Origin of the sequence: Pseudomonas sp. SWRI50 (assembly GCF_014269095.1) — a bacterium.
Lineage (GTDB): Bacteria > Pseudomonadota > Gammaproteobacteria > Pseudomonadales > Pseudomonadaceae > Aquipseudomonas > Aquipseudomonas kermanshahensis.
Window position 1 is genome coordinate 1 of the sequence record NZ_JABWRW010000034.1, and the last position, 13271, is coordinate 13271.

A 13271-nucleotide genomic window follows, 5' to 3' on the forward strand; every position below is an offset into this window, starting at 1 on the left:
TTGACCGCTTCGATCTTGAATTCTTCGGGGTAACGCTGACGACTCATGGCACCTCCTATTTGGGCCTCATTATGAGGCTTGGAGGTGTCTACGAAACCAGGGGCGATTCAGACAGCATCAATCACATGCCAGTATTTGGCGCCTTGGCGGTCACTGCTTCGCTCCTCCAACAATGCAATGATTTTCCCAGCTACTGCAGCGTCTCGCTCACGCTCTTTAGTCTGTCGGGGAGCGGATTGCTGAACCTCTGCCAGGGTAACAGCAGCCGCGAAATCATCGACAGCATGTAGCCATAAAACAGCCCGTTCATGGCGGTGACTCGACTGCGATCCAGGAAGATCTTCGTCGTGAAGGGCATAGGTATCGATTGGCATGACGATCCCTGCACCGACATAACCGCGACCATTACAGTAAGCAATCAGCCAGTCCCCTTCAGCCATGTCATGAAGGATTTTGTCACCACGGTCGCCCGGCTCTGAATCGAAGCCAGCTGTGATGACAGCTCGACTGCGGAGCTCATGCCACCATGTGCTCGTGTACGGTTCACCGATGTTGAAGATGTGAAATTCCACTTGATTTGCGCCCCCTAGATCACTGCTATTTTTAGCCACTTGGCTCACGGTCACCCGTTACGACGCCGGGCGCCTCTTTGTCAGCAGCCCGCAGGTCGAGCAGGGGCGCCACTCATCAAAATGAGGTCGCTCGGGACAAGAATCAACCAAATGCATGGAGTTGAATTGCCCCTGGCGGGTTTCGTAGATACCTAGCCCTGGATGTGCCAAGCAGTTACGACTAATCAAAAATCAGATCCAAAGATATTTCAGACCTATATCACCTCTGTGAACGCCCCGCTGCATCGACTGCTACTGGGGATTTAGCGTGCCAGCTTCTACCTCGGCACGCTCATCACTTGAGAGGATCTGAGCATGTATACCCCTTGTCCAAGCTGTAACTCTGGACGCGTCATCACTAAAAATATCGGTAAACAAGCGGGTGGTTTGATTGGTGCAGCAGGTGGTGCCGCCAGTGGAGCCGCTGGTGCCCTATCAGGCGCTGAAGTCGGTGCGGTGCTTGGTGTTGTCGGCGGGCCGGTAGGAATCGCCATTGGTGGTATTGCTGGGGCTCTTCTGGGTGGACTGTTTGGCGGAGTAGCAGGCGGGATAGCCGGTGCCACGCTGGGTGAGCAGATTGATGACAAGGTGCTTCACAACTACCAGTGCCAGGAGTGCGGTTACAGCTTCAGCGTCAACCACTAAGCCGTCGTTAACACGCGCCGGCGGTTGATGAATCGACGCTCATTCCAACTCATTCGTAAGGAATCATTCCTATGGCTCATCTCATTGAAACCATGGCCTACGCCGGCACTACTCCCTGGCACGGTCTGGGCAATCAACTCCCCGGTAAACAGCCTATCGAGGTCTGGCAACGTGAAGCCGGCATGAACTGGCAGATTTTGGAAAGCCCAGTGCACTTCAAGTCGGACGCGGTCGGCCACCTAGGCGCCATCCACTCCTTCCCTGAGCAGAAGGTGCTCTACCGCTCGGACACCAAGGCTCCTCTGTCGGTGGTCTCGCAGCGCTATCACACCGTGCAGCCGCGAGAGGTTCTGGAGTTCTACCGCGATCTCACCGAGGTCTCCGGCTACGAGTTGGAAACAGCTGGCGTGCTCAAGGGCGGGCGCAAGTTCTGGGCACTGGCGCGCACCGGGCAAAGTGCAGAGATAAAGGGCAACGACCAGGTCAACGGTTATCTACTGCTCGCCACCTCCTGTGACGGCACCCTGGCCACCACAGCAACGCCAACCACCGTGCGCGTGGTGTGCAACAACACCCTGACCATCGCCTTGGATGGCAGCAGCCGCGCCATAAAAGTGCCGCACAACACTCGCTTTGACCAGCAGACGGTGAAGAGGCAACTGGGCATCGCCGTCTCTGGCTGGGACGAGTTTATGTACCGCATGAGGGCGTTGGCTGAACGTAAGGTGCAGTGGCATGAGGCCCTGGGCTTCTTCATGAACGTGCTGTGCGAAACCAATCCAACCGCCAAATTACCGGAAGTACTGCCCAACGAACGTGCGCTACGCAAGGTCCAGGAGTTATACGAGGGCCGTGGTCGCGGCAGCCAGCTGGACTCGGCACGCGGCACCGCCTGGGGCCTGCTTAATGCCGTGACCGAGTATGTCGACCACGAGCGCCGTGCCCGCAGTAACGAGTACCGCCTGGACTCGGCATGGTTCGGTCAGGGGGCGCAGATCAAGCAACGCGCCCTGGATGCCGCACTGCAACTCGCCGCCTAACCCTCACTCACATCAATCCTCGCGCCCGGCCAGCCTTGTGCTGGTCGGGCGTTTTTACGCCAGCAGGTAAAGACGATGAAGGCAACGTCATTGAATAGTAGCACCTGTAAGAAACGCCCTGCCCTGCGCCTGGTCAGCACCAAGGAGCTGCCGCGCGAGGACTGGTTGCAGATCCGCAAGCAAGGCATCGGCAGTTCGGATGCCGCCGCTGCGGTGGGTCTGAATCCCTACAAGTCGCAGTTGGAGCTGTGGCTAGAAAAGACCGGTCGCGATGCTGGGCTACCGAAGGCTGATCCTCACGATGAGGAAAGCCCGCTGTACTGGGGCAATGTGCTGGAGCCCATCGTGGCATGGCACTACAGCAAGCGCAGCCAGCACAAGGTTCGACGGATCAACGCGGTGCTACAGCATCCCGATCCGGCGCTGCCCTGGATGCTCGCCAATATCGACCGCGAGGTGATCGGTACCGACGATGTGCAAATCCTTGAATGCAAAACTGCCGGCATAAATGGGGCACGCCTCTGGAAAGAGGGCGTGCCCGAATATGTGCAATTGCAAGTCATGCACCAGCTCGCAGTCACTGGCAAGCAGGCCGCTGATGTAGCGGTCCTGCTCGGTGGCCAGCATCTGGAAATCCATCGCATCACACGCGACGAGGTGCTGATTGCTCGGCTGATTGATTTGGAACGGCTGTTCTGGGATTACGTCGTCAGTGACACCCCGCCACCGGCCGATGGCACAGCGTCTGCGGAAGCGGCATTACGCTGCCTCTACCCCGAGGATAACGGACAGACCCTGGACTTCAGCCAGCACACCGAGTTGGCCAGCACCTTTCTGGAACTAAAGTCTGTTCGCCAAACCATTGCCCAGCAGGAGACACGTGAAGCGCAGCTCAAGCAGGTTCTGCAGCAGGCCATGGGGGAAGCCACCCGTGCCGAGTTTACCGAGGGCTATATCAGCTGGAAGAAGTCCAAGGACAGCATGGGCCTGGATGTCGAACAGATGCTCAAAGACAAGCCCTACCTGCAGGCTCGCTACCCCAAGGCCAAAACAGGCACCCGTCGCTTCCTGATCGCCTGAAAAAACCTGCACGCCCTAGCCACCCGGACCGTTCACGTCCCGGTGGCTTTTTTATTTTCAGATCAAGGATAACCGCCATGCTCAAAGGTTTAGCCATCACCCCGCCAGTACTCGGGCGCATTTCCATCGGCAAGGTCGTCGAGAAAAACGGCAAGCGCCTGCCCGAGAAAGACGATCAGTTCACCATCACTTCGCAAGTCCAGAGCCGAGAGGGCTGGCTGCTGCATCCACTCAACGAAGAACTGCGCAATGGCCAGGATGGCAAGCTGCGCAGCATTCCAATCCGTTTGTTGTTCAACGAACCGGACCTCAATTTTCGCGCGGAATACAGCCTGTTCGACCGTACTACGGGCAGGCCGTTATGCGTCGGCAATGGTGAAACATGCAAGCGTTTGACCAAGGACGGCATCCAATCGCTGCCCTGCCCTTCACCCGATGGCTGTCCACTGGCCCAAGGCAATGCCTGCAAGCCTTACGGTCGGCTGAATGTGGTGATTGGTGATGACGACCCATTGGGCAGTTTTGTCTTCCGAACCACTGGGTTCAACAGCATCCGCACCCTGGCTGCGCGTCTGCATTATCTGCAAGCCATCTCTGGCAATTGCCTGGCCTGTCTGCCACTGGAGCTGCGTCTGCGTGGCAAATCCACCCGTCAGAGCCATGGCACACCAATCTTCTACGTCGATATCACGATACGCAGTGGACTGAGTTTAGAAGAGGCCCTGTTGGCAGCCAAGCAACTGAAGGAAACCCGGCAAGCCTCGGGCTTTGACCAGAGCGCCTTGGATCACGCAGCCCGACAGGGCTTTAACAACGGCGCCTTTGAAGACAGCGAGGAGGACACCGGCGCCATTGTCGAGGAGTTCTTTCCCGCTGCTGAAGACCCACCCAGAAACGCAGAGCTCCAGCTGACAGCGCCCTCAAAACCCTCTCTGGCTCAGAAGTTAGAGACTCAGGCTATCGAGCACAGCACTAGGCATTCAGTCCAACAACGCTTTTCTCAACCTCCCCAGCCTTCCCCCATTCCTCCAGGAGTACCGTCATGAAATATCACAAGCTCAAGCCCGGTGAGACGAGCGGCACCTACGTCATGGAGTCACCAGTCACCGATGCCGACATCTTGCAGATGGCGCAACAACTGGCCATGAGTCGTCTATCTAAAGGCCGGGCACTGACTGAGCCGAAGCAGGTCTTTAGCCACCTGCAAACACTGCTGCAGTACCATGAATATGAGGTCTTTGCTCTGCTACTGCTCGATTCCAAACACCGGGTTATAGGCTTTAGAGAACTGTTTAGAGGCACGTTGGATGAGGCAAGCGTGTACCCACGAGAAGTTGTCAAGATTGCGTTGGAGCACAACGCCGCGGCCGTGATTATGGTTCACAATCATCCCTCCGGCGACCCAGAACCCAGCCAAGCCGATCGCACCCTGACCATCACCCTCAAGAACGCTCTGAACATGGTCGGCACCCGCATCTTGGATCATGTGGTGGTTGGCCACGAAGGTTGCGTCTCGTTGGCTGAAAGAGGTTACCTGTAATCCCTAAGGTTCACACCGTCCGACGGACTGCCCTTGGCTGATGCCAGGGCGGCCATCGACATGGCACCCTATCGCTTTTTTTTCGCGATCCAGCGGCGTGCCGCCCATGACAAAGCTCATCCACCCCAAGCGCGCATGGCTGAGTGTGGAGCGGGTTCGGGCGCTAAGACGTACGGCGTAAACTGACACCCCAAGTACTCGATATGGTAACTACCCCAATTATCGTGCTCGATCTTTACAAAGGTTCCAGCTAGAATAGCCTCCTCTAGGAGGCCCTACCCCCATGATTGATGCTGTTGACCTTTTCTGTGGCGCTGGCGGCCTGACCGCTGGCATGCGTAATGCTGGTATCGAAGTCTACGCTGGCTACGACATTGAGGCCCAGTGCAGGCACGCTTACGAAGTAAACAACCAGACAGCATTCGTAACGCAGGACGTCAAGACCCTCACCAAGGAACAGCTTGAAGCATGGTATCCGCGAGTCGAAGGCCGCTACCGCCTCCTCGCGGGCTGTGCCCCCTGCCAACCCTTCTCCACCTATAATCAAGGGCGAGACACCAGTACCGACAGCAAATGGCCCCTGCTGTACCACTTCGCACGCCTGATTCGAGAAGTGCAACCTGAACTGGTTACGATGGAGAACGTTCCTGATGTAACCAAGCATCAGGTCTACCTGGATTTCGTAGACAACTTGGAGTCTCAAGGCTACAAAGTGTGGGCAAACCGAGTGGCCTGCGTCGACTATGGCCTACCTCAGCACCGTCGTCGACACGTTCTGCTAGCCTCCAAACTAGGCCCGATCAAGCTCATTGAGCCAACCCACCGCAATACCCCCGTCACCGTAATGGACATGATCCATGACCTGCCTCGAATTGCAGCAGGCGAGTGCGATCCAAATGACCCGATGCATCGCGCTGCCACACTGACTCCGATCAATTTGGAACGCATCCTGCGCTCGCGCGAGGGCGGCACTTGGCGGGATTGGCCCCCACACCTCATCGCAGAGTGCCACCGCAAAGCTAGCGGCAAAACCTACCCTAGCGTCTACGGCCGGCTGAAAAGAGATGAACCGAGTCCCACGATGACCACGCTGTGCTACGGCTTCGGTAATGGCCGCTTCGGTCACTACGAGCAAGCGCGAGCGCTCTCGCTGCGCGAGGCTGCAATTCTCCAGTCCTTCCCAAGAGACTATGAGTTCATGCCGCCGGAGCAAATCACCTTCAAAGCAGTCGGGCGGATGATCGGCAACGCCGTACCAGTTCGCCTGGGTGAAGTGATAGGTGAAAGCCTCATGCGTCACGTCGAGGAGTATGAACAACCTCGGCCACAAGAAATTCCCGCCTGAGTCGCTGCTCAAGCTCTATAAGCTTGCGAGTTTCACACTCCCAGATCACCAGTACACGCCAGCCCAACTCACACAGCTGGGCTTCTTTTTTTGCATCCCGCTCGACGTTGGCCTTGAACTTGGGAAGCCAGTATTCCTGCCGGCTCTTCGGCACGCTCGCGTAACGACAGCCAAGATGTCGATGCCAGAAACACCCATGTACAAAGACCACAGTCCGGAATCTCGGTAGGACTATGTCCGGCGAACCTGGGAGATCCCGACGATGCAAACGGAACCTGAGCCCCAAAGCATGCAATGCCCGACGCACGATGATCTCCGGCCCAGTATGAGCACGCTTGACCGCACGCATAATGTCGCTACGCGACATTTTCCCTCCTCCATTGATCAGGCGTCGGCAGGAACGATCACCCCAGTCATCGCCAAAGCCTCTAGATGCCTGTGTAGCTGGCCCGGCAATGGGTCGCCCGAGATCAAAACGCCGGCCTCTATATTTTTCTCCATGGCGTGCCCAGTCAGGTTCGCACTGGTGATAAAGCACATCTTGCCGTCCGCTACGGCGACTTTGGCATGGACGCGCCCGTCAGAGAATTGATCGGCCTTTTCACGCCAGGCATAGAGTTTTGCGGTGGGGACCAGCGTTCTCATTTTGCCTATCGCATCAAAGGCGATGCTACCGCCGTGATCCTGGGACAACTCAAGCAGCATGGAGATGACCACTCCTCGATCACTGGCCGCATTCAGCGTCTTTACGATAGTCGAGACGTCATAAGCCACGAAACTGGTTATGAAAAGGGTCCTTTCGGCGGCATTGATGACTTGCAACAGAGCCTGCTCCGTTCGACGAGCAGAGACGATGGGGGTCGTCGGCCCTGTCCACACGAGCTCGGTGGATTGCTGATTCGCAGCCTTGGTCAAGACATGACCTGAAGCGAGAAGCATAGATGCCAGCTCCTCGGCACCAACAGCGCTAGCTCGCCAAGCATTGATGAGTTGCTCCACTAGCCCGGCGGCAGTGGGCGTGCCAACCACACCCGACAGTGCACTGCTAGCTTTGCTGGTATCGGTTCGACGAATCCGGCTGGCTATAGCCTGAACCTTCTCTGGAGAGACCAGACAGACAACGGCCGCAATGGCGTCCAAAAGTTCATCCACGTCAAAAACCCTTGAAGAAAGCAGCGTCGGCACGTTCGAGTGTTGGTACCAGCAGAGATCGATCCAGATAGCGGTTGCCCCGCTCACAAGAGGTCTCCGCTACCAAACTGCAGGCATGACAGGCGGCACCATGGAGGGAGCGATCCTTTTCCGGATCATGCTCCGAACATAGTGGATCGGAAGAGCAAATTTTCGAACGATTCAATGCTTGCTCCAGCAAGCGCCCAAGATTGTCTGGCTTACCGAGATCGACGAGGCCGCCCAGCGTTCCATCCGAATCCGCTGCAGCGGTATAGATGAGGATGCCAGCCTGCGGGCTATCTCCTGATGTGTCGGCATAGATGCGCTCACGAATGCTAGCGGCGTTGTATCCACACTCCAGCGCCAACTCCCGAATTAGTAGATGAGATAGCGTGTGTAGCATCGCATAACGAATGCCGGGATAGCTCTCATTCGGGTTGAGATGACGCGAATTTCGCCAGCCCTTATGCCCCCCCCGAAGCATCTGGTCGACCTCTTTGACGCCCTCCAAAGCCTCCCAGTCGACAAGCGCGGCCTCGTCGAACTGGATGAAGATCCCTTCACCATGCACCTGGTTGGCTGGCACCCAATCTGGCTTGCCGCGTGAAAGGCTAGCCATCTGCGGCCGCTCATCGGGATCACCAGACTCTTCAGGGGCCTCGACCCGAGTGAAACCCAGCAACGCATTCACCTCGCGCAAACGCTCAAGGAGCAAAACTCGGCTGATATGGCCTCCGAGACCCGGCGGCGTTCCAACCTTCTTGCTCATGAAATGGGGGTAGTCCGTGGGCGGGTTAGCTTCAGTCAGCACGCTCCATTCAGGACCTTTGATGTCGACTTCACCCAAGACCGCCTGCCCTCCCCCTTTGCGGTGAGCCTCGACGGCCGCCCAGATCGCAGTCGCATCATATTTGTCGATGCCTGGTAGCACTCCAGTCTTCTTCAAGGTCTTCACCGTCACCAATACCTCAGCCTCGGAATCAAGGTCTTCGAAGAAGTCCCAACCATCCTGAATGAGTTGACTGAGCGGGTCTTTGGTTTGAGGAATCGCAAGCGCCGAGAGCGTGATCGGAAACCAGCTATTGGTGGCTCCTAATAGGACCGCTCGCGCTTCTTCTTTGCATTCGTGGTCGAAGTGGTCAAGGTGAGGATGTCGACCTCGACAAGCGGGTAGATTTTCTTTACCAGCCTTACCGAAGGCTTGTGCGAGGCTTCTAGACGCCCCGCAGTCTTTTGCATCGCATTTGACCCACAAGTTCTCAGTTTGGAGTGATGCACCACTCTCGAAGAATCGCAGGTTGCCCTTGCACGAGCTGTTACCACCATGGACGAAGTAGTGCCAAGGAAAGTCGTCGAGGTGACCGCCAGGGCAGGCCAGCAGAAAACGTGCAGGGACGGCATCTGCATCTTTGGCCGGTTGGTCGCCCTTGGAACCACGACAGCCTTTGTGCACGAAGCGGGTTCGCTCCGGCCTGAAGCGGTTCTCCTTAATCTCGAACAGACCGACATCAAAGGGCGACAGCAGACCACACTTCACGCAGCGCATCCAGCGCGGGAATGGCCGAACAGGTACACCGATGTTGGCCTCAGCCGACCAGACGTCGGCGAGTTCACTCTTCTGGAAGGGCGGCATCCGCAGGTTCTCGATCTGCGCCCCCAGAACCTTCCGAACGGCGGCAAGTAGCCGTGCCTCTTGAATCGGCTGGCAGCGATCCTTTTCCCATCGGTCGATACCGAGCGTCACTACGGAAAGGCTGGGTAGGTCGATCAGAGCACCGGGGCCATAAGTCCACAGCAATTGGCTGGGACGTACTTCGCCGACTGGAGTTTTGTTATTGATGATCATGCTCAATCCTCATCCTTAGTTGCGGGACGAGGCTTCCAATCGTGGTCGTCCGTGATATGGCTCGTGTTCATGATCAGGCGCACGCCTGGCTCGACCTCCCGCATCGACATCGGTACGGTCCAGTTGTCCCAGGCTTGAAGTCCTGGTGACTTGATCAATGCAACGGTCTTGTCTTTTTCAGGGCCGCGCTTCTCATACGCCAAGATCCGTCCGCCCTTGCTGACTTCTTTCGCCCATTCATCGGCGCGCTCTTTCAGCTCGGTCTCAGCCAACTGCTTACGCGAATTGTCTTCAGCGACATTGCCTGCGCGAGACGCCAACACCTTGATAGCATCGACGATCTCGGCCTGATTGGACGTGCTCAATTGGCCAGCGCCTTCGTTCGGGCTGAAATCGTCGTTCTCCAGACGCATCAAGCTCAACAGCGAGCCCGTCAGACCTCGATCCATCGCTCGCGGTGAGAACGGCGTTACCGATTGCGCCTCGACGTGTTTGTAGAATGTGGCGTGGTAATGCTCGAAGGTTTCGTAATGCGAGAGGTCGCGCGGTCTTGCCCACGTTAGCACCGTGCAGACCAATCCCGGGAAGGAACGGCCGACGCGACTGGTGGCTTGGATGTACTCAGCCGTACCTTTGGGCTGGCCATTGACGGCCATCAGTCCGAGTCGATTCACGTCAACACCCACTGACAGCATGTTAGTCGCCAGCACCACATCGATGGCGCGTATGTCACCTTCCTGCCAGCGGGTCACATACCTGCCGGTAGCTGTGTCGAACTCAGACTTGAACTTGACCTCTAGGTTGTCGAGGTACTTGGGAATATCCTGACTCGATACCCGCGACGTCAGCTCGCGAATGTTACTGATGCTGCGTTGGGCTAGCGCAGCCCGCTCCACCATGCTCATCTGTACGCGGTAGGAACGTGTCTGAACGTCATCCTCTGCCAACCGCTTCATCCCCCCCAACTCACGCAGGGAGTTGAAGTAGCCCACCATAGTCATGTACGGGTCAGCAGGCTCGCCAAAGTGATCAAACAGCTCTTGTGCCGCCGTCAGAAACGCGGTGTAGACGCGGATCAGCATTGCGGGGCGTGAACTGCCGGGAGAGCACACGCCGAGGTAGCGCCGTCCCGGTTTTTCTTCGATCGGGCGTTGCACCGAGAAGAAGTTGTCTTCCACGTCCAATCCATGCGGAGGAAACACCGAAACACGCCGCATGAAGACGTTGTTCACTTGCTCCTTGGCTTTGCGTACCGTTGCCGTAGAGGCGATGATCTTCGGCTTGACCGTCTTGCCATCGAGTGCCCAGCCGCACAGCTCATCGACAGCAGTTTCATACAAACCAACCATGGTGCCCAGAGGCCCACTGATGAGGTGAAATTCGTCCTGAATGATCAGGTCAGGTGGGCGAATCGGGTTAATGGCCTTTACCTTCGAGGACGGAAAGCCCTTGCCAGCTTGGTGATTGCCATTGCAATCAGCGCCTTGCCAAAGCAGCCCGTGGCGCTCGCATTCCTGGCCCACGCGCCCAAACAGCGTCCGCACCTGACCACGCCACGCCATCATGGCGAACTTGTCCACGGTGGCGATCATCATGGTGGGTGGGCGGTGATAGATCTCTTCGTCCACGACCAGCACCGGAATCCCCGGGTGCGGCTGCTTGCTGGACTTTCCTTTGGAAAAATCGCAGCGGCCTTTCTTATCGCCGCAGTAGACGAAGGTTCGGCCAGATCCTTTATCGACTTCGACGTCTCGTCCCGGGGCCACCTCCGAGCCACACCACGGGCAGCTGGTGAGCTGCGCGGGCGATGCCGCCCCGGCGTTGTATTTGCCGGGGTTGCGCACATCCTCAATGGCGCGGTGGCTGTCCTCTGTCGTGCCCGGCGTGACCTTGTTGCCAACCCAGAGGCCGATGGTGAAAGGTTCGATGCCGAAGGATTTGTCACCCTTGTCCAGCGCCTCGCGCCGCAACACCTCCATCGCGCAAATCAGTGCCGTTGCACGCTGAAACTGCTGCAGCGTCAAGAGACGCAGGGTGTAGCGCATGATCACCGCCAAACCACGTGAGCTATCGTAACCGCCCAGATTGCCCTGCATGCGCCGGATGACCATGGTGAAGGCCGCTACACCCAAGTAAGCCTCGGTCTTACCACCGCCAGTAGGAAACCACAGCAGATCGGCATAAGCCTCGACGGGCTGGACGCGATCCGGGTGACAGGGGTTTGCCAGTGATGGGATCGACAGCAGAAGAAACGCCAACTGGAATGGACGCCAGCTGCGGTTCTTCACCAGATCGAACTTATCGATGCTGACATTTTCACCCCGGCGCATCGCCAGTGCGTATTGGCTGCGCACGCGTTGCGTCGCCATCGAACGGTTAGCGAACCGGAAGGCAGCCAGGGCCTTCTCATCGGTTTTTAGCGTGTCGATGCCTTGTTGCAGGCGAGCGCAGATCTCCTGGCAGCGATCCATCGCTTGTTCCGACTGAGTGTCATAGCCAGTCACTTCAGTACCGATACGAGCGCGCTGTTCATCAATCCACGAGGTGTAGTCCTTGGTCAACATGCTCAAGGCTTCGACCAGTGGGTCAATGTCCAAAGTCGCCAGTCGCTGCATGTCGAGCAAGCCGCTGCTGACCATCTCACGCATCGCCGGGCGATCGGAAGGGTCAAGGCCGGGCGTCTCCGTTACTTGTACCTCGTACTGCGGCATGACGGTGGTGCGGACTTCGGTGGCTAACGCTACGTCTTCTGCAGTTTCAGCATGGACGGCAACGCCATGGCCCATGGCGAACTCGACGCGATTGCGGTAGATCATCTCCAACGCTTCACGCTCGGGATCCACACCGTCTGTGTCTAACACTGGCCTGCGCCGGAAGATGGCCCGCTTGGCGGCATCCTGCGCAGAACGAGCGATCAGCTCAGGCTGGAATACCCACGCCGTATCGCGGTTAGTCTTCAGCTCTTTCTGTGCATTCACCAGGAATAAGGTGACCAACCGATCTCCCTTGGCACTCTTGGCCCGAATGGAGCCCTGCACGCGCACTTCGGGAAACTTATTATCAGGAGCCAGATGTGGAATCACGCCTTCGGTCAGCGGCAGTACGATCTTGCCTCCACAGGGAATGCGTTGCCACACCTTGGCTTTCTGTAAATTAGGTTTTAGGAGGTCGTGCTCATCGTTCGGTACACGCTCGTACCTCCCCCAGCGAGCTTCGATCTCGATCCGATCGGCATCCCCATCCACACAGAAGGTCATACCGAGGCTGCTGGGCACCAGCGACTGGTTACTGGCAGCATCGATCTCATCAGCCGAATCCGACTCCGGTTCCACCCTCCCGGTAGCCGTTCCAAACTCCGCACCGGGTTCGTGCCGACCAGGCGCCTTGGGCTCGGTGGGCTCTTCGGCCTCGTCATTGGCCAATGCCCCGTCCAACCCCTCGATGCCGCCCTGTGCGGCCTCACGCGGGGCCAGTTTGCCAACCAAATAGCGATCCCGCACACCCATATCGACGATGCGTTCACAGGGGCCACCAGCCGGGCCGAGCAAATCATCCATCACTGCCAGTTGTAGCAGCTCGCGGATGTAGGCCTGATCCTCAATGGCCGGCACGTCGGCGATGGTCTTGTGCAGCGCCTTGGGGAGCGACTCTACAAAGTCCGTCCATTGAATAGGACCAACGCTGCCAGAGGACGGTGGTGCGAACGATGTAAGGCCAATAGAAACTGCCGGCTCAACCAACAACATGCGGTCGAGGTAAATCGTCGTGGTCTCCAGATCGGAACGAACCCGCAGTACCCGCCCGACCCGCGTGATGCGGCCAAAGGCGTTCAGGATCAATACCCAATCGTCATCGGCGATAGCTTGATACAGCGAACGCTGGCCCTTCAGTTGCAGCGTATAGAGTGCCCACGTTTCATTTATCGAAAGGCCATGATCAATGGCTATCCATGCATTCTGCGCTTTACCGGCCTTATTTTTCTCAGTCATAT

Annotated in this window: 11 protein-coding genes; 6 read left to right on the plus strand and 5 right to left on the minus strand. The window is 57.5% G+C overall.

Annotated features, from left to right (window positions below; translation table 11 throughout):
* Nucleotides 1–107: 107 nt before the first annotated feature.
* Complete coding sequence (locus HU750_RS24910) at nt 108–620, minus strand: hypothetical protein (RefSeq protein ID WP_186682947.1); 513 nt, start codon at nt 618–620, stop codon at nt 108–110.
* Between the two features lie 306 nt (nt 621–926).
* Between HU750_RS24910 and HU750_RS24915 the strand changes: the two genes are divergently transcribed.
* The 6 genes from HU750_RS24915 (at nt 927) to HU750_RS24940 (ending at nt 6261) form a co-directional block, all read left to right on the plus strand.
* The gene (locus HU750_RS24915) at nt 927–1256 is read left to right on the plus strand and encodes a hypothetical protein (protein ID WP_143110175.1); all 330 of its coding nucleotides are present in this window, start codon (nt 927–929) and stop codon (nt 1254–1256) included.
* Between the two features lie 71 nt (nt 1257–1327).
* Entirely contained in the window at nt 1328–2296 is a 969-nt protein-coding gene (locus HU750_RS24920; protein ID WP_186682949.1) for a TIGR03299 family phage/plasmid-derived protein, read from the plus strand.
* 75 nt (nt 2297–2371) lie between these two features.
* Nucleotides 2372–3376 (plus strand): YqaJ viral recombinase family nuclease, encoded by a 1005-nt coding sequence (locus HU750_RS24925; RefSeq protein WP_186682951.1) that lies wholly within the window; start codon nt 2372–2374, stop codon nt 3374–3376.
* 77 nt (nt 3377–3453) lie between these two features.
* Complete coding sequence (locus tag HU750_RS24930; RefSeq protein ID WP_186682953.1) at nt 3454–4422, plus strand: recombination directionality factor; 969 nt, start codon at nt 3454–3456, stop codon at nt 4420–4422.
* Complete coding sequence (radC, locus tag HU750_RS24935; RefSeq protein ID WP_186682955.1) at nt 4419–4916, plus strand: RadC family protein; 498 nt, start codon at nt 4419–4421, stop codon at nt 4914–4916. Before HU750_RS24930 ends, radC begins: the two co-directional genes overlap by 4 nt.
* Nucleotides 4917–5199: 283 nt before the next feature.
* Entirely contained in the window at nt 5200–6261 is a 1062-nt protein-coding gene (locus HU750_RS24940) for a DNA cytosine methyltransferase (protein WP_186682957.1), read from the plus strand.
* Here HU750_RS24940 and HU750_RS24945 read toward each other — a convergent pair.
* From HU750_RS24945 to drmA, 4 genes are read right to left on the minus strand one after another with little or no spacing between them, the layout of a single operon-like run.
* Complete coding sequence (locus HU750_RS24945; protein WP_186682959.1) at nt 6206–6628, minus strand: very short patch repair endonuclease; 423 nt, start codon at nt 6626–6628, stop codon at nt 6206–6208. The genes HU750_RS24940 and HU750_RS24945 overlap by 56 nt on opposite strands.
* A gap of 17 nt (nt 6629–6645) precedes the next feature.
* Nucleotides 6646–7413: a DISARM system phospholipase D-like protein DrmC gene (gene drmC / locus HU750_RS24950; RefSeq protein WP_186682961.1), complete on the minus strand. Its 768-nt coding sequence runs from the start codon at nt 7411–7413 to the stop codon at nt 6646–6648.
* Nucleotide 7414: 1 nt separating this feature from the next.
* Nucleotides 7415–9280, minus strand: coding sequence for an MrfA Zn-binding domain-containing protein (drmB, locus tag HU750_RS24955; RefSeq protein WP_186682963.1), 1866 nt, complete (start codon nt 9278–9280; stop codon nt 7415–7417).
* 2 nt (nt 9281–9282) lie between these two features.
* A complete protein-coding gene (gene drmA / locus HU750_RS24960) occupies nt 9283–13269 on the minus strand; it encodes a DISARM system helicase DrmA (protein WP_186682965.1) in 3987 nt (1328 codons plus the stop codon).
* Nucleotides 13270–13271 lie beyond the last annotated feature (2 nt).